General features: G+C 62.9%; 14 protein-coding genes and 1 tRNA gene. 8 read left to right on the top strand and 7 right to left on the bottom strand.

The genetic code is table 11. From position 1 onward, the window contains the following. Nucleotides 1-197 precede the first annotated feature (197 nt). Nucleotides 198-1,097 carry a histone deacetylase family protein gene (locus AUL28_RS07785; protein WP_062231430.1) on the top strand — a complete coding sequence of 300 codons (900 nt, stop codon included), beginning with the start codon at nt 198-200 and terminating at the stop codon, nt 1,095-1,097. A gap of 9 nt (nt 1,098-1,106) precedes the next feature. Here the strand turns inward: AUL28_RS07785 and AUL28_RS07780 are convergent, their stop codons facing one another. From AUL28_RS07780 to AUL28_RS07765, 4 genes are all read right to left on the bottom strand, one after another. Further along, complete coding sequence (locus AUL28_RS07780) at nt 1,107-1,373, bottom strand: DUF6460 domain-containing protein (protein ID WP_062231428.1); 267 nt, start codon at nt 1,371-1,373, stop codon at nt 1,107-1,109. Nucleotides 1,374-1,464: 91 nt separating this feature from the next. Then, nucleotides 1,465-3,126 (bottom strand): cisplatin damage response ATP-dependent DNA ligase, encoded by a 1,662-nt coding sequence (locus AUL28_RS07775; protein WP_062231426.1) that lies wholly within the window; start codon nt 3,124-3,126, stop codon nt 1,465-1,467. A gap of 72 nt (nt 3,127-3,198) precedes the next feature. After that, on the bottom strand, nt 3,199-4,008 hold the full coding sequence (locus AUL28_RS07770; RefSeq protein WP_062231425.1) for an exonuclease domain-containing protein: 810 nt from the start codon (nt 4,006-4,008) through the stop codon (nt 3,199-3,201). A 56-nt stretch (nt 4,009-4,064) separates the two neighbouring features. Further along, nucleotides 4,065-4,874 carry a hypothetical protein gene (locus AUL28_RS07765; protein WP_062231423.1) on the bottom strand — a complete coding sequence of 270 codons (810 nt, stop codon included), beginning with the start codon at nt 4,872-4,874 and terminating at the stop codon, nt 4,065-4,067. 350 nt (nt 4,875-5,224) lie between these two features. Between AUL28_RS07765 and AUL28_RS07760 the strand changes: the two genes are divergently transcribed. Together AUL28_RS07760 and AUL28_RS07755 are read left to right on the top strand one after the other, a co-directional pair. Beyond that, complete coding sequence (locus AUL28_RS07760; RefSeq protein ID WP_062231421.1) at nt 5,225-6,184, top strand: NAD(P)H-dependent flavin oxidoreductase; 960 nt, start codon at nt 5,225-5,227, stop codon at nt 6,182-6,184. Between the two features lie 130 nt (nt 6,185-6,314). Continuing rightward, nucleotides 6,315-6,390 (top strand) — tRNA-Thr (locus tag AUL28_RS07755). Nucleotides 6,391-6,603: 213 nt separating this feature from the next. Here AUL28_RS07755 and AUL28_RS07750 read toward each other — a convergent pair. From AUL28_RS07750 to AUL28_RS07740, 3 genes are all read right to left on the bottom strand, one after another. Further along, nucleotides 6,604-7,668: a glycosyltransferase family 4 protein gene (locus AUL28_RS07750; protein ID WP_062231419.1), complete on the bottom strand. Its 1,065-nt coding sequence runs from the start codon at nt 7,666-7,668 to the stop codon at nt 6,604-6,606. Further along, a complete protein-coding gene (locus tag AUL28_RS07745) occupies nt 7,668-8,486 on the bottom strand; it encodes a glycoside hydrolase family 16 protein (protein ID WP_062231417.1) in 819 nt (272 codons plus the stop codon). The genes AUL28_RS07750 and AUL28_RS07745 overlap by 1 nt, the downstream gene beginning before the upstream one ends. A 71-nt stretch (nt 8,487-8,557) precedes the next feature. Next, nucleotides 8,558-9,433 carry a glycosyltransferase family 2 protein gene (locus AUL28_RS07740; RefSeq protein ID WP_244493448.1) on the bottom strand — a complete coding sequence of 292 codons (876 nt, stop codon included), beginning with the start codon at nt 9,431-9,433 and terminating at the stop codon, nt 8,558-8,560. Nucleotides 9,434-9,790: 357 nt separating this feature from the next. Between AUL28_RS07740 and AUL28_RS07735 the strand changes: the two genes are divergently transcribed. The 5 genes from AUL28_RS07735 (at nt 9,791) to AUL28_RS07715 (ending at nt 15,930) form a co-directional block, all read left to right on the top strand. Next, nucleotides 9,791-11,137: a flippase gene (locus AUL28_RS07735; RefSeq protein ID WP_062231415.1), complete on the top strand. Its 1,347-nt coding sequence runs from the start codon at nt 9,791-9,793 to the stop codon at nt 11,135-11,137. A 15-nt stretch (nt 11,138-11,152) separates the two neighbouring features. After that, complete coding sequence (locus AUL28_RS07730; RefSeq protein WP_062231413.1) at nt 11,153-12,598, top strand: hypothetical protein; 1,446 nt, start codon at nt 11,153-11,155, stop codon at nt 12,596-12,598. A gap of 102 nt (nt 12,599-12,700) precedes the next feature. After that, nucleotides 12,701-13,846, top strand: coding sequence for a UDP-galactopyranose mutase (gene glf / locus AUL28_RS07725; RefSeq protein ID WP_062231411.1), 1,146 nt, complete (start codon nt 12,701-12,703; stop codon nt 13,844-13,846). 22 nt (nt 13,847-13,868) lie between these two features. Beyond that, nucleotides 13,869-14,945 (top strand): glycosyltransferase, encoded by a 1,077-nt coding sequence (locus AUL28_RS07720; protein ID WP_062231409.1) that lies wholly within the window; start codon nt 13,869-13,871, stop codon nt 14,943-14,945. 40 nt (nt 14,946-14,985) lie between these two features. After that, nucleotides 14,986-15,930 carry a hypothetical protein gene (locus AUL28_RS07715; RefSeq protein ID WP_058599323.1) on the top strand — a complete coding sequence of 315 codons (945 nt, stop codon included), beginning with the start codon at nt 14,986-14,988 and terminating at the stop codon, nt 15,928-15,930. The last annotated feature ends 144 nt before the right edge of the window (nt 15,931-16,074 follow it).

The following is a 16,074-nucleotide window of genomic DNA, read 5'->3' as shown; positions in this document are numbered from 1 at the left end:
CAGCTGTATTCCGCCATGGTCTATGGCGGGCCGGACCTGCCGATCCGTATCCTCAATGACATGATCCGATTCCTCGACGAGACCGGGCTCGACACGATCCGCCAGCTGCGGGACACGAAGATGGAGGAAATCCTCTCGCGCGATCCGCCGATCGGCTGGGAAGCGGTCCGGCCCTGACGCCGGGTCGCGCTGATTTCATGCCACTTCCGCTCGTTCACCACCCGGCCTTCGATGCTCTGTTCGATGAAGCGCATCGCTTCCCCATGCGCAAGTTCACGCGGCTGGCCGAAATCCTGGTGGAGGACCGATTGGTGCCGCGCGGCTTTCACGAGCCGGTCCCCGCGCCCGTCGAGGCTTTGGAACTGGCCCACGACCCAGCTTATGTCGAGGCCGTGCTGACGCAGCGCGTTTCCCCGACGATCGAAAAGGCGATCGGATTTCCGGTCGACGCGCGTGTCGCCCTCCGCTCGCGCTGCGCGACGGGGGGCACGCTTCTGGCCGCGCGGCTGGCGCTCGACACGGGGCTGGCCTGCAACACGGCGGGCGGCAGCCATCACGCCAGCCGAACGGGCGGCGCGGGCTTCTCGGTGTTCAACGACGTCGCCGTGGCGGCGGCCGTGCTGCTGCATGAGGGCACGCTGGGGCGCGTTCTGGTGTTCGACTGCGATGTGCATCAGGGCGACGGAACGGCGCGCATCTTCGCCGGCGACCCACTCGTCTATACGCTCTCCATGCATGGCGAGCGCAACTATCCGCAGGAGAAGGCGCAGTCGGACTGCGACGTGCCGCTTCCCGATGGGATGGAGGACAAGGCTTATTGCGCGCTTCTGCCGGATCTTCTCCAACACGCCCTCACGCAAGCCCGGCCCGACATCGTCTTCTACAATGCGGGCGTCGATCCGCATCGCGAGGACCGGCTCGGTCGCCTGTCGCTGTCGGATGACGGTCTCGCCGAGCGGGACCGGCGCATCATCGGCTTTTTCCGCGACCGCTTCATTCCGGTCGCGGGCGTCATCGGCGGCGGGTATTCCCGCGATATCGAAACGCTGGCGCGCCGCCACACGATCCTGCACCGTGTGGCGGCCGAGTTCGTCTGACCGTTCCGATCAGCCGCGCGTCTTGATAAAGCGCGAGATCAGGAAGATCGGCACCACGATCGCCGCGCCCATCAGCACGTAATCGATCGTGCGGTTCAGCGAGCCGAAGACGCTCAGCCAAGCCGACTCCACGAGATAGACCAGATGGTTGAACAGCTCAGTCGGCCGGAGGTCCAGCCAGGACAGGACGACGCCGACCAGCAGCGAGATGACGAGCAGCCTGACCGCTACCGACAGGGGCGAGCCGCCCAGAAAACTCGTCATACGGCCGGACATGGCGATCCTTCTCTCAAAACCTTCGGGAGCCATGACGTAGAGACGCGATTGTGGCGATGCAAGTTCATCCGCGTGTGAAGGTGGAGGGCTTTCATTCGAGCATGGCCTGAAGCGTTTCCAGCCGATCGGCCTCGAAGGCCGGCTTGTCCCATCGCAGCCGCGAGATGCGCGGAAACCGCATGGCCACCCCAGACTTGTGGCGGGTCGAACGCGCCAGCCCCTCGAAGGCGACTTCCAGCACAAGCCCGTGATCGGGCTCGGCGCGCACCGAGCGCACAGGGCCGAAGCGATCGATCGTGTTGTCGCGAATATATTTGTCGAGCTGTTTCAGCTCCTCGTCCGTGAAGCCGAAATAGGCCTTGCCCACCGGCACGAGCTCCGGCTGATCGCTCGATCCCGTCCAGACGCCGAACGTATAGTCGGAATAGAAGCTTGAGCGCTTGCCATGGCCGCGCTGCGCATACATCAGCACGGCGTCGATCAGGCGCGGGTCCTGCTTCCACTTGAACCATGGGCCTTTCGGCCGGCCGGGCACATAGGCCGAGTCCCAGCGCTTCAGCATCAGCCCTTCGATAACGGGATGAGGCGGCTCGGCGCGAAGCTTCGACAAGGCCTCGAAATCGGCGAAGGGCACGAAGGGCGAGATATCGAAGCGCGTCGGCTCGAGCTCGGCCACGAACCGATCCAGCCGCTTCCGGCGCTCGGCAAAGGGAAACGCGCGCAAATCCTCGCCCCCTTCCTGCAACAGATCGTAGGTGCGCAGGAAGACCGGATGCTTCTTCATCACGGCGGCCGAGACGCTCTTGCGGTTGAGCCGCTGTTGAAGGTCGGAGAAGGTGCCGACGACAATGTCGTCCTGCACCGCCCCGCCATGCGGCTCCACCTTCGGAGCGCCGGCCTTTGTTGCCGGGCGCGCCACGAGAAGCTCGCCATCCAGCGCGCCGTCATAGGTCATGAAGTCGAGAAGGTCGGGAAAGGCCCCGGAGATGTCGTCGCCCGTGCGCGAATAGAGGCGCCGAACGCCGCGCTCCACCGTCGCCTGCACGCGGATGCCATCCCACTTCCATTCGGCGGCATAGGCCGCCGGGTCGATCCGTCCGTAATCGGGCGCTTCCAGCGGCTGCGAGAGCATGACGGGCCGGAAGGGCGAGGCTGCGGCCGACACGGGCTTCTCGGCATCGCCCTCCAGCCATGCGAAGAGGTCGAGATAGGGAATGCGCAGCCCGTGCCAAAGCTCTTCGATCTCGGCGACGTCCTTCGAGCCGAAATCGGCCAGAGCCTGCTTGGCAAGGCGCGAGGAGACGCCGATGCGCAAGGAACCCGTCACCAGCTTCAGAAGCGCATAGCGACCCGACGAATCCAGACGATCGAGCCAGTCTTCGACGAGCCTAGGCCCCTCGGCGCGCGTGGCGGCATCCAGCGTGGTGATCACTTCGGCAAGGCTCGGAACATCGTTGCGCCCCCGCGCCTCGCCATCATGCGGCGAGGGCCAGACGAGCGCGATCGTCTCCGCAAGATCGCCGACGTAATCATAGGAATAGCCGAACAGGACCTCGTCCATCCGGCTCGTCATCAGGTCTCGCAGCATGGCGGGTTTGACGGAGCGAATGTCCAGCTCGCTCGTCAGCGCGGCCAGTGCGTAGCCGCGCTCGGGGTCCGGCACCGTGCGGAAATAATCCACCATCAGCTTCAGCTTGCCGTTGCGCGACGGCGTCAGCACCAGACGGTCGAGGAGTTCGGCAAAACGCTGCAAGGCGACCAGCTCCGAGGAACGAGAGAGTCTTCCCTCCTTGACTTAGCGCCGGTCTACCACTTCGGAAGGCGGTCAGGCGGCGGGAAGCGGCCGCGCCATGGCCGCAACGGCCTGGTCGGCCCGACGCTGGAGATGATGGCGCGCGGTATAGACAGCGTCGGCATCCATCCCCGGCTCTCGCACCAGCCATTCCAGATAATCGCTCGGCACGTCACGCAGCGCGGCGTTGCGATACCGCCCGAAGCGAAGTCGGGCTAGGAGCGCAGGCTCGTTCGAGACGCGCTCCGCGCGCTCCAAGAAGTCCGTGAGATCGCGGCAGCGTGGCAGAAGCTCGGCCGTGATGCGCCGAAGCAGCACCGCCGTGCAGAGCGCGTCGAATAGCGCGCGGTGCGGATGCAGGCCCTGCAACTCGGCTTCCACATCCGAAAGATCGAGCGGCACATATTTGACGAGCGACTGGAGCCCATGCGCGCGCACATCGGGAAAGGCGCGCAGGGCGAGTTTGTAGGTGCAGAGCCACGTGCCCGCGAGGCGCAGCCGGGAGCGATCGAAGCTGGCGCGCTGAGCGGCGAAGATCGTTGCCTCCGCGAAGGGGCGAACCGCCTCGGCAAAGGGCGGCGCGCCCTTCAGCATCTCATCCGTGATCTTATGGACCCGCCGTGCGTGCGGGTTGATCTCGACGCCGGCCGGATCGGCCATCGTCTGCATCGAATGGAAGATGCGGCCATTCGCCAGATCGAGATCGACCGAACCGATCTCGATGACGGCATCCTCCTCCAGCTTATGCCCCGCCGTTTCCGTGTCGATCACGCGGACAACGAAGGAGCGGGCTTCGGGAAAAAGCGAAGGCGTGATGGGGGCAGGCGGAAAAATCGAGCTCATGCCCTCTCAAGATCGGCCGATACAGCTTCGATCGCAAGGGTCATGCGGCAATCGGGTCAGCGACCTGACAAGGTGAGGACCGAGAAGAACGTATCGTCCGGCGGCGACATGCCGAGTTCCGACCCGCCGATCAGAACGATCTGGCCGCCGCTGATGGTGGCCAAGCCCGAAATATTTCCGAAATTAGCGTTTCCGGCATTCACGGGCGATTTCAGATCATAGTCCCGCTCGTCCTGATCCGGCAGGAAAGATCGGCCGCGATAGGCGGAAAATCGATCGTTGAGAGGCGCAAGATGCACCAGAAAGCGCTCGCCCGTTAGTTTCTCGATCGTCACCGCGCCGTCCGCCGCCTTCGCGATTCGACAGCGATGGGTTCCGACGGTTCGGACCGGTTGATCCAGGAAGCCGAACCAACGTAGCGTGCAGTCGACATCGCCGCCCTCCGCTTCAACGGGGGCGGCCAACGTCTCTTCTACGCCGGGAAGCGCAGCGGCCTTTTCGACATTCGGATCGCTGAGATGCATGGCAACCTCGGCGGCCGCCTTGGTTCCGCCATCGCCTTTGATCGGGCCGATGGCCGCCAGGGTTCGCTGCACCCGGCTCGGCAGGTCGATCAAACCCTCCCGGTCGCTATCCGACAGGAGCGCCAGACTGGTCTCGCATTCTTCCGAGCAATTTCCCCCAAACGGCGCCGCCACATCCTGAGACGCGGCGACTTCCGCCACATCCGGACTGGCGGGGTTCGAGGTGATAGTCGGACTGCCCGCATCGGCCTCGATCGAGAAACCGCTTCCGAGAGCCCCCAAGGTGCAGATCGTCAACACACCGGCTGCAGCCAGGGCAAAGCGCTTGGAGCGAGACGGCATGAGCAGGACCTTCCAGATAGTGACGCAGTCAGGTTCCAACGCGAATCCGCCCTTTCCGGGACCAAGTGCGGCGCAAAAACGCAGTTGCGTTGCCGATCTGCCACTATGGTTAAGACCCATGCCTCTTTTCGGCCTATGCAGGAAATAGGATCGAAGAGAAGCTTCAAATTGTCTGGGCATGGGGCATACGGTTTCAGCGACCGCATAACTACCTCGCCCTATGTCCGGCCTGAACCCCAGGAGTAGCCACGCAGCTTCAACCTTACGCGCTGCAGCAAGCTCCCTCCCTTGGCAGCCTGCACCCGTTGCGTTAGGTCTAGTATTACGTTTACGTCAAAGGCGATTGCACCATGGGTCTTCCCTCTTCCGTCCGTGCCCGTATGCGACTTCCCGCGATCGCCGCGCCTTTGTTCATCATTTCGCGTCCTTCGCTCACCATCGCCCAATGTCGAGCGGGCGTTATCGGCGCGTTCCCTGCGCTCAACGCGCGCCCCGCCGAGGCTCTGACCGACTGGCTTTTCGAGATCGAGGAGGCGCTCGCGTCCTACGACGCGGCGCATCCCGATCGCCCATCCGCGCCGTTTGCCGTCAACCAGATCGTTCACAAATCCAACGCGCGCCTCGAAGCGGATCTGAAGGTTTGCGTCGATCACAAGGTTCCCATCGTCATCACCTCGCTCGGGGCGGTCGAAGAGGTCAACCAAGCTGTTCATTCCTATGGCGGCCTCGTCCTTCACGATGTCATTCACGACCGCTTCGCCCGCAAGGCCATCGAGAAGGGCGCGGATGGATTGATCGCCGTGGCGGCCGGCGCGGGCGGTCATGCCGGTACGCTGTCGCCTTTCGCCCTCGTGTCCGAAATCCGCCGCTGGTTCGACGGCCCGCTCTTCCTGTCGGGCGCGATCGCGAATGGCGCGGGCATTCTGGCGGCGCAAGCCATGGGAGCGGACGGCGCCTATATCGGCTCCGCCTTCATCGCCACGGACGAAGCCAACGCCGCGGAGGCCTACAAGCAGGCCGTTGTCGATGGTCACGCGGCCGACATCGTCTACAGCAATCTCTTCACCGGCGTTCACGGCAACTACCTACGTGCCTCCATCCTCGCGGCCGGCCTCGACCCCGACCACCTTCCCCAATCCGATCCGTCCAAGATGGATTTTGCTGGCGACAAGGCTGCCAAGGCCTGGAAGGAAATCTGGGGCGCCGGCCAGGGGATTGGCTCCATCGATTCCATCGTTCCCACTGCGAATCTCATCGAACGATTCGAACGGGAATACGCCGCCGCCCGCTCTCGGCTCGGGTCCATCTGATCGATACCGAAGGAACTCAGAGACTTAGCGGCCGCCTTTCCCGAACGGCCCAAATTTCGATTTTCCCTCTTGCGGCCATCCAATGAATTGGGTAGTTACTCGCTCACGGCCGGCGGGAACGCAAGGTCAAGCCGCTTTAGCTCAGTCGGTAGAGCACATCATTCGTAATGATGGGGTCAGGTGTTCGAGTCACCTAAGCGGCACCATCTATCCAAAAGCTTTATATATTCTTTTTCTTTCAGAGTCTCGATTAGCCTGCGACCTCAATACGCACGGCAGTAGGGCTATGGCCGGCAGCCGACCTCGATGTTGCTGATCAGCTGACTTTCTCCTTCGAATTCAAAGCCGAGACTCTACACACCGTCGCGAGTTCCGACTCGCTGGATTTTTGCGGCGTCTGCTTCTTAAGACGAGGCCGGCTATGCCGGCTCGCTCATCAATCCCGCATAAAGACGATCATGCTCCTGCCACAGATGCTCGACGCCGAAGCGTTCGATGCCGTCTTGTGAGCGTTGCTTCATGTCGCGCAGATGATCGGGGTCGGTCAGCAGACGCTCGATGGCTTGCGCGAAGGCAGCGGTGTCGCGCGGCGGAACGAGCATGCCGGCGCGGCCACCGTCCAGAATCTCCGGGATACCCCCGACATCCGATGCGACGATGGCGCAACCGGCTTGCCGGGCCTCGATATTGACGAGCCCCATCGGCTCGGCATGGGAGGCGAGAACGAAGATGTCAGCACCGCGCAGGATGCGGCCTGGGTCTTCCAGCGAACCGTGAAAGACGATGCGCCCGCCAAAGCCCGTCGCCGCGGCTCGGCTCTCGAGAGCCTGCCGGTCTGGGCCGTCACCGACGATATGCAATTCACAAGGATGGCGACCCGCAAGCGAAGCAAAAGCGTCGATGATCGTATCGACGCCTTTGCGACGATGCAGGCCACAGACCGTGCTGAGCACCGGCACCGAACGGCTCCAGACGTCCTTAGAGCCGAACATGCGCATCCTCGCGCCGCCGAGCGTCGCGTTGACGATCGTCGCGAGCTGCCGCTCCTTGAACCCGACCGAGAGCAAGGCGGTCCGCTCGGCCTGGCTGACCGCGACGACGCGGTCGCCGAGCCGCATGATTCGAGCGTGGGAATCGAAGGAATTATGGACGGTGGTGACCAGCCGCGCCCGGCTGGCGCGCGTCGCGAGATAGCCGAGCACGGCGCCCGACATCATATGCGCGTGCACGATGTCGATCCGCTCCCGCCGGATGAGGCGACGCAACTGCGCCACCGAACCCAGCAACTGCTGCGGACGACGTGTGCGCTGCACAACCGTGACATGCGTCACGCCGGATGCGGCCAACGTGGGTTCCAACTCGCCGCCTTCCGATCCGTAAAAGACCGTATCGCCCTTTTCGGCCTGCACACAAGCGAGATCAACGGCGAGATGGACATTCCCATGTCCCATTCGGCAATGATTGGCGAGATGGAGAACGCGCATCAGTTCGGCTTCTTTGCGTAGATGCGGACATAGTCCACGAGGAGACGCGAGGGATCGGGCGTATTTTCGATCGAGAAGCCGCTCCCCAGGGCGAGATTGACCAGCGGGAACAAGGGCTGGGCGAATTCCGGCGGCGTGTCGAACGACCAGTAGGCGACCCCGTCGAGATAATAGGTCGTCTTGTCCTTCTCGATCATCACGCCGAACGTATGGAAATCCTTCGTCAGGTCGATCCCGGCCTGCTGCATGTGACCGATATGCTTCTCGGGCGATTTTCCATCCATCTGCCAAAGATGGTAATAGCTCTGGAACTTCGTCGGCTCGTGGCCGTAGAACTCCATCACGTCCACTTCCACAGCGTATTTCGAGCGCTCTGTTCCCATCAGCCAGAAGGCCGGCCAGACGCCCTCGCCCGCCGGCAGCTTGGCGCGCATTTCGAAATAGCCATAGGTCTGCGCGAAACCATGCCCCTTCAGGTCATGGCCCGACAGAAGCCCGCTTTCCCATTTTCCGTTGGCGTTGCGCGCCGCCGTGATCGTCAGGATACCGTTTTCGGTGGTAAAGGGAAAACCCGGGCGCGGATCGACGAATTGCGCGTCTCCGAAATCACCATGCCAAGGCGTATGCGCGATCCAGCGTGTGTTCGGTCCCCAAGCCGACACGTCGATCGTATCGAACTCATCCGCGAAGGTGATGTCGTATTGGCTGAGATCGAGCTTCTGCTCTTCCGCACGGGCCGGCGTGCCGAGGACGGCAGCCAGCGTGCCGACAACCAGAAGAAAGCGCGTCGCCAGACGCTGTAGGCGGTGGGGTCGCATCGTCTATCCTTATGCTGGGCGAGTGCGCCGAACCAAGATCGGCGCGCCACGCGCGGGGTCTTGCCGTGCGATCAGAGCGAAAGAATGTTCCGGGGATGAATGCGTCCGCGCAGGAGATCGGCCACCGCCAGAAGGTTGCCCTTCACGCGGCCCTTGCGATCGACCCAAGGCTCGGGCCTACCCATCTTGGCGACATTCGCCGCGATATTGCGCAGAGCCTGACGGGCGGCGAGATCGGGTCGCATGGTGCGCTTGCGCATGAGATACCAGGGATTGGCGATCTGGGAATATCCCAGCCTGACGCCCGAACCGCGTCCGCGCTTGACGCCCATGTGAACGCCGCGCAGGCGCGTCGACGAGACGAGATGCCCATGCGCCGCCAGCCGCCGGCTGAAATCGACATCTTCCAGCCAGGCGTAAAGCGGCAGTTCGGCATCGAAACGGAGGCTGTGTCGCTCGGCTGCCTCCAGGCGCACGGCCATGTTGCAACCATAACCATTATAAACAGGCTCGATCCGTTCGGGCACATCGTCACGATCGGCCGCGAGAATGGCGAGGGATTCCTCCACGCTCAAACCCGGCCCCGGTGCGCCATCGGCCAGAACCGTGCCGGTGGCCATGACCACATCCTGATGCGACTGGAAGAGCCGGGACAATTCCGAGATATAGTCGGCGCGCAGGAAGAAATCATCGTCCATGAACAGGAGCACGCCGTCCCGCTCCATCGACAGCCGATCCATGATGGCGTTGCGCTGGACGCAGGCGCCGGGCGTAGAATGAACCCGCTCCACCTCGAAGGGCAAAGTCTCACTGGGTGGAAAGTCCAAGTCCTCCTCGCGGGCGGGACAGACGAGAACGCGCGCGGGCAGAGTCTCCTGACGCGCCAGATCGCGGAGCACCTCGTTCAGGATCGGCGCACGACCCGAGGTGGCGATCCCGATATACACGGGCAACTTCGATCCGACTACCAAACTCGCGTTCCTGTCCATCATACTCATGAACTAACCGTTCGAAAGCGCGGCGACTGCCAGCCGTCGCATACAAAGACACTGCCTCGAACCGCCGATCACCATATTCTCGCCATACAAACGCCACCAGTCATTAAGGACAACAAGCAACGATCTGAATTGATATGAATCTTAATTGGATTTTTTTGCACTGCGGCAAGGCCTGAACCGATTTTCTTGCTGGACGCTGACGGAAAGTCAATGCATAGTGACTTTCATTGCCGGTTTTTCGTGCAGTGCAGCAAGCCGCCGTTCGACCGATTTCGCTGAGCCCACCGAATGGTGAGGAGATTTCGTATGCCCGGCCTGGACTTCCTGCGTCGCAAACCGTCCAACTCGGCGGCGGAGGCGGTTCCGCCTGCGGGCGGTCATGCGCGCGCGGGCCTGATCGGCAATATCACCGCGCTCGGCTTTCTTCAGATCTCCGCCTATGTGCTGCCCCTGGCTATCGCCGCCTATACGACGCGCGTTCTGGGCGTGGCGGACTGGGGCCATGTCGCGCTGACGCAGATGGTTCTCAGCTTCTTCTGCCTCGTCGTGTCCTGGGGTTTTTCCTGGAGCGCGACGCGCAAGATCGCGGCGATCGGCGACGACCCTCATGAAGTGTCGCGCGTCGCGATCGCGACCATCGCGGGCCAGGTGATTCTGGCCGGCCTCATGGGCGCCCTGCTTCTCGTGTTGATCGAGACCGTTCCCTTCTTTGCCGACGCCGCCCCCTTCTACGCCTGGGGTCTTGTGGTCATCGCCGGCACCGCCCTGTTCCCCAACTGGCTCCTGCAGGGGCTGGAGCGGATGAAGGCCTTTTCGGCTATCCAGATCGGCGGTCGAATCCTGACGCTCGTGCTGATCATCCTTCTCGTCCATGCGCCGGATGATGCGCCCTTGATCATCGCCATCCAGGGCACGGTTTCTCTTGTGGCGGGCTTTGTCAGCGTCTGGCTGCTGCATCGCGACGGCATTCTGATCTGGAGCCGGCCGAGCGCACGAGATATCTTCGAAGAGATCAAAGAGGGCTCGGCGATCTTCCTGTCGACCACGGCGATCGGCATCTATGTGAATCTGACGCCCGTGATTCTGGGCTTCCTGGCAGGTCCCGTGGCGGTCGGGCAGTTCGCCCTCGCCGACCGCATCCGGCAAGCCGCCCAATCGGTGCTTCAGCCCGTTTCGACCGCTCTTTTCCCGCGCATCAGCCGTCTCGTGGCGTCCGATCCGCGCTCGGCCGCGCCGCTTCTGAAAATTTCCGGCATCGGCCTCGTGGTGATCTCGACGGGGATCACAGGTGCGCTTTGGGTTCTGGCGCCGCAATTCGTGGTGCTGATCGGCGGGCAGCAGTTCGCGGCGGCGGCCGAGGTCCTGCGCTGGCTGGCCTTCCTGCCTGTGGTCATGTCCTTCTCGACCTTTCTCGGCCTTCAGATCCTTTTGCCCAACAAGCGCACCAAGGCCTTCAACACGATTCTCGTGAGCGGCGGCATTTTGAGCCTCGTGATCATCGCACCGCTGATCAAGACCTTCGGCCCCGAAGGCGCAGCGATGACCCTTTTGATCGTGGAAGGCTTCGTATCCGTGTCCATGGTGATCTACGTCCTCAAGACGGGCTATTTCCGGGGGCATTGGCATACGGGCCTCGCGGCCGCATCGGCCTGATCTGGCGCGGCGTCCATGTCGGCTCTCGTTCTCGCTCTTTTCTGGCTTCTGGCGCTGCTGGCCTTCGTTCGGGGCGTGCCCGCCCTCATCGTCCTGTTCTTTTGCGCCGTCCCGTTCGGATCGTTGGCGGCGGTGCCGCCGGCCCTGACGGGCGGCTTGACTTTCACCCCCCTGCCGATCGTGGCGGCGCTCCTGTCGCTGCGCATCCTTCTCGCGCCAGGGCAGGCGGCGAACCTCCTGAGCGGAGTGCTGCACGCGCGGCCGCAGGCGCTGCTCTTCACCTTTCTCCTCGTCTGCATCGTCAGCACTCTGCTCATGCCGCGTCTGTTCGCGGGGCAGATTCTCGTCGTGCCTGTGCGCGCGATCGAAGGGCCGATGGCGCCGCTGGCTCCCAGCACCCAGAACATTTCGCAGCTCGCCTATCTCGCGATTTCGGTTATGACGACGCTGACCGCCTCGGTCGGCTTGCGAAGCGCGCGCGTGCGCGCCGTCGTGCCGCGCGCGATCCTTGCCGGCTGCCTCGTGACGGTTGGAACCGGCCTTCTCGACTACGCCAGCAATTTCGTTCCGCTGGATGCAATTCTCGACGCGTTCCGAACCGCCACCTATGCGCTTCTGGTGGACGCCGAGGTTCTGGGCGCGCGGCGGGTCGTCGGCCTGATGCCGGAAGCGTCTGCCTTCGGCAGCACCTGCGTCGTGCTTCTGGCGCTTTTGTATTTCGCACGCCGCGCCTTTCCGGCCTCCGATCCGATGCGCCTTCTCTCGCTGCCCGCCTGCGGCGGGCTCGCGATCTTCGCGATCATGTCCTCGTCCTCGGCGGCTTATGTCGGACTCGGTGTCTTCCTGGCCTCGGTCGGGCTGGAATGGATCTGGCGTGTCATGCGCTTCGACCAAGACACGATGAACGCGATCCGGGTGGAAGCGCTGATCGGTCTGCTCGCGCTGGCGGCGATTGCGGCCTTGTTCCTGCTCCAGCCCGCCCTAATCGATCGAATCGCCTTTATTCTGGACGATCTTCTCGTCTCCAAGACCACGTCGAGTTCCTTCGAAGAGCGCAACATGTGGACGCGCACGGCGTGGGAGGCCTTCGTCTCGTCCTGGGGTCTCGGAATCGGGGTCGGTAGCTCGCGAGCGTCGAACTTCTGGGTTGCGCTGGCCAGCAACACCGGCCTTCTCGGCGTCGTGCTTTATGGTGGATTCGTGCTGGCCTGCTACGTGCGCCGCCGGCCGAAGAGGGACGGGCAAGCCGCCGCCCTTCTGACGGCCGGTCGCTGGGCTCTCCTGCCCGGCTTCGCCATCGGCATCCTGATCGGCACCAGCCCGGATTTCGGTTCGCTCACCGGAATGACGATGGGTGTCATGCTGGCGGCCGGGCGCTCGCGCTACGAGACATCGCCCGCCGTAATAGAGTCGGATCGAAGCGACCATTCGACCGAGCAGTCCGAAATATCAATTGCTTAAAACTGTCTCGGATGCCGTTTTATTGGGATATTCAATATTCCATCCTTGACTAAGAGTAACGACGATGTTGCTTTGCACCATCGCAGCGAGAAGAGCGGATTCATGCACTCCACCAGTCAGCCCAAATGGGTCATTGTCGGCGCGGGCTTCACAGGTGCCGTTCTAGCGGAGCGCATCGCCGGGGTTCTGGACCAGAAGGTTCTGGTGATCGACAGGCGCGATCACATCGCCGGCAACGCCTATGATTATCCCGGCGCCTACGGCGTTCTGGTCCACAAATACGGCCCGCACATCTTCCATACGAACAGCGAGGCGATCTGGACCTATCTGTCGCGCTTCACGGAATGGCGGCCCTATTTCCATCACGTGCTGGCGCATGTGGATGGGCGCTACACGCCGATTCCGTTCAACCTGAACACGCTGACCGACCTTTTTCCGGCCAAGATGGCCGAGCGCCTGAGCGACGCGCTGATCGGCGCCTATGGCTACGGCACCAAGGTTCCCATCCTGAAGATGCGCCAGGATGGCAATCCCGAACTCACCTTCCTTGCCGACTACGTGTATTCGCGCGTTTTCGAGAATTACACGTTCAAGCAATGGGGCATGAAGCCCGAGGATCTCGCGCCATCCGTGAGCGCGCGCGTTCCGGTGCATGTCAGCCGCGACGATCGCTATTTTCAGGATCGCTTCCAGGCCATGCCGGTGGATGGCTACACCGCCATGTTCAAGCGGATGCTGGATCATCCCAATATCGAAGTGTCGCTGAACACCGAATACGAGGCCGTTCGCGAGCTTTATCCAGACGCCAAGGTCGTCTTCACCGGTCCGATCGACGAGTATTTCCGCTACGAGCATGGGGCCCTGCCCTATCGCAGCCTGCGCTTCCGCCTCGTCGAAACGCCGGAGAGCATGGTTCAGCCGGTCGGCACCGTGAACTACCCCAACGAATTCGGCTTCACGCGCATCACCGAGTTCAAGCATTTGACCGGGCAGAAGGGCGAAGGCTCGGTTCTGGTCGAGGAATATCCCGAGGCCTATGTGCCGGGCACGAACGAGCCCTATTATCCCATCCCGACGGAAGGCACGTCGCAAGCGCTTCAGCCTTACCAGCAGATGGCGCGCGACCTGTCGGGCAAGGTCTGGTTTGCCGGGCGTCTGGGTGACTACGCCTACTACAACATGGATCAGGCCTGTGGCCGGGCTCTCGCCCTGTTCGAAAAGCAGCTCGCCCCGGCGAGCGTCGGTTGAGCGGCAGGGCTCGGAGGCATTGATGGCAACGGTTTCGGTGGTGATGGCGACCTATAATGGCGCCCGGTACATATCGGCCCAGCTGGAAAGCCTCCGCGCTCAGACGCATCTGCCTTCCGAACTGATCGTCGGCGACGACGGATCGAGCGACGCGACCCTCGAGATCGTCGCCGCCTTCGCGGCCTCCGCACCCTTTCCGGTTCGCATCCAGAGAAACGCGATGCGGCTTGGCTATGGCGAGAACTTCCTCACCAATGCCAAGCTCGCGACGGGCGATTACGTCGCCTTCTGCGATCAGGACGACGAATGGGCGCCGGAGAAGCTCGCGACCTGTTTGGCGCATCTTGAACGCGAACAGGCGGTGATGTGCGTTCATGCCGCCTCGCTGATCGATGGCGAGTCGCAGGAAATCGGCACGTTCGAGCAGGGGATAACGGGCTTCGAGATTCGCCCGCCTTTGTCTCTGGAGCCTTGGGACGTGTTCTTCGGCCTGACGCAGGTCTTCCGGCGCGATCTCCTCGACCGCATCCCATCCGACCGGCGCGGCCTCGACAATCACGCGGTCGGCTCGCCTTTGTCGCATGATCGCTGGATTCACTTCCTCGGCGACAGTTTCGGCAAGACCGTGATTCTGCCCGACCGGCTGGTGCGCTATCGCCAGCATGGGAAGAACGCTTATGGCGGCTTGCGCAAGGGGCTGCTTCTGCGCCTGCGCGGCAAGCTCGTCGCCTCCGCCGAGATCATGGACATGCACTATGGCATCGCCGCGCACCGCGCGAGCCTCCTGCGCGAGGCAGAAGCGAACGCCTCGGATTCCGGGACCAGAGCCCATGCGCGGGCGGCAGCCGCTTATTGGCAGGGTCTCGCCGATCTCTACCGCGATCGCAGGGAGGTCTATCGCGCGCCGCGTTTTGGCGAACGCCTTGCGGTCTTCCGCCGCCTCCGATTCGCCAAGGCCTATGAGGCGGGCGCGGGATTGGGCGGCAAGGTTCTGGTGAAAGACTTCTTCCTTGGCGTGTGCCGACTGCCGGTCGATGCGATCACGCCCAAGGACCACCATACGGCGACGGTGGCAACGCCGCCTTCGCCGCAAAAATGATTGCCCCCTTTTCGATACCCTGCCCTTTCGGAGCCTTTGCATGACTCGTTGCGCCTATGGAAAGATCGCGGTTCTCGCGCCGTCGAACGTCCAGACGGGCGGACCGGAGCTTCTGCATCAGCTTGTGCACGAAATCCGGCGGCAGGGCGGAGACGCGTATATTCATTACGTGCCGGACCCAGAAGCGCCGGTTCCCGAGCGCTATCGGATCTACGATACGCCGCCGATGAAAAAGCTCACGCTCGGCAAGAACGATTGCCTCGTGGCGCCGGAAACCATGGTCCGGCAGATCCCGCTCTTCTCTAAGGCCGAGCGGTTCATCTGGTGGCTGAGCTTCGACTTCTTCTTGTCGCAGCGCAGCGGCCCGCAGCGTCTGGCCGCCAACACCTACAAGCGCTCGCTGGTGAAGGCGCAGTCCTTGTCGGGCACCAAGCATCTCTTCCAGTCTCATTACGCTCGGGCTCGCCTTGAGCGCTGGGGGGTGTCAGGCGGCATTCTGTCGGACTATCTCTCGGTCGCACCGGCCAAGGCCGACGCGCCGGCCCGAGAAGACATCATTCTCTACAATCCCAAGAAGGGCCTGCCGATCACAGAGCGGCTGCAACGCGCTCATCCCGGCCTCACCTTCAAGCCTATCATCAACATGACCAAGGCCGAGGTGGAGGACGCCTTCGCCCGCGCCAAAATCTACATCGATTTCGGCGAGCATCCCGGCAAGGACCGCCTCCCGCGCGAGGCCGCCTCGCTTGGAACCGTGGTGATCGCAGGCCAGCGCGGCTCGGCGGCCTTCGCAGAGGACATGCCGCTGGAAGACCGCTACAAGCTCGCCATCGATCCGTCGCTGGAAGCCAAGTTCGGCGCTCTCGTGGCGCAGGTCTTCGGTGATTTCGAGACCCATTTGAAAGCACAGCAGCCCTATCGCGACTTCATCGCGGGCGAGCGGGACATGTTCTCCGAGCAGGTCCGCGCGGCGTTTTTCCGCTGACGATCAAACCATAGTCTTTGCCCTACGAAAGAAGCGGCCGATGCCCAGCGCATCGGCCGCTTCTTTCGTTTGGACATTGCGACAGCGCTCAACGGCGACATGCCGTCGGTTCGAAACGAAAGAGCCCTCCGACCCGGCATTCGG

The sequence above is a fragment of the Aureimonas sp. N4 genome, from assembly GCF_001463925.1.
GTDB classification, from domain to species: Bacteria; Pseudomonadota; Alphaproteobacteria; order Rhizobiales; family Rhizobiaceae; genus Aureimonas; species Aureimonas ureilytica_A.
This window is presented reverse-complemented; position numbering and strand designations above follow the sequence as displayed.

What these genes read in the sequence shown, in the direction of transcription:
- AUL28_RS07785 (WP_062231430.1), top strand. Translation starts at nt 198, where the DNA reads ATGCCACTTCCGCTCGTTCACCACCCGGCCTTCGATGCTCTGTTCGAT.
- AUL28_RS07780 (WP_062231428.1), bottom strand. Translation starts at nt 1,373, where the DNA reads ATGTCCGGCCGTATGACGAGTTTTCTGGGCGGCTCGCCCCTGTCGGTA.
- AUL28_RS07770 (WP_062231425.1), bottom strand. Translation starts at nt 4,008, where the DNA reads ATGAGCTCGATTTTTCCGCCTGCCCCCATCACGCCTTCGCTTTTTCCC.
- AUL28_RS07765 (WP_062231423.1), bottom strand. Translation starts at nt 4,874, where the DNA reads ATGCCGTCTCGCTCCAAGCGCTTTGCCCTGGCTGCAGCCGGTGTGTTG.
- AUL28_RS07760 (WP_062231421.1), top strand. Translation starts at nt 5,225, where the DNA reads ATGGGTCTTCCCTCTTCCGTCCGTGCCCGTATGCGACTTCCCGCGATC.
- AUL28_RS07750 (WP_062231419.1), bottom strand. Translation starts at nt 7,668, where the DNA reads ATGCGCGTTCTCCATCTCGCCAATCATTGCCGAATGGGACATGGGAAT.
- AUL28_RS07745 (WP_062231417.1), bottom strand. Translation starts at nt 8,486, where the DNA reads ATGCGACCCCACCGCCTACAGCGTCTGGCGACGCGCTTTCTTCTGGTT.
- AUL28_RS07735 (WP_062231415.1), top strand. Translation starts at nt 9,791, where the DNA reads ATGCCCGGCCTGGACTTCCTGCGTCGCAAACCGTCCAACTCGGCGGCG.
- AUL28_RS07730 (WP_062231413.1), top strand. Translation starts at nt 11,153, where the DNA reads ATGTCGGCTCTCGTTCTCGCTCTTTTCTGGCTTCTGGCGCTGCTGGCC.
- glf (WP_062231411.1), top strand. Translation starts at nt 12,701, where the DNA reads ATGCACTCCACCAGTCAGCCCAAATGGGTCATTGTCGGCGCGGGCTTC.
- AUL28_RS07720 (WP_062231409.1), top strand. Translation starts at nt 13,869, where the DNA reads ATGGCAACGGTTTCGGTGGTGATGGCGACCTATAATGGCGCCCGGTAC.
- AUL28_RS07715 (WP_058599323.1), top strand. Translation starts at nt 14,986, where the DNA reads ATGACTCGTTGCGCCTATGGAAAGATCGCGGTTCTCGCGCCGTCGAAC.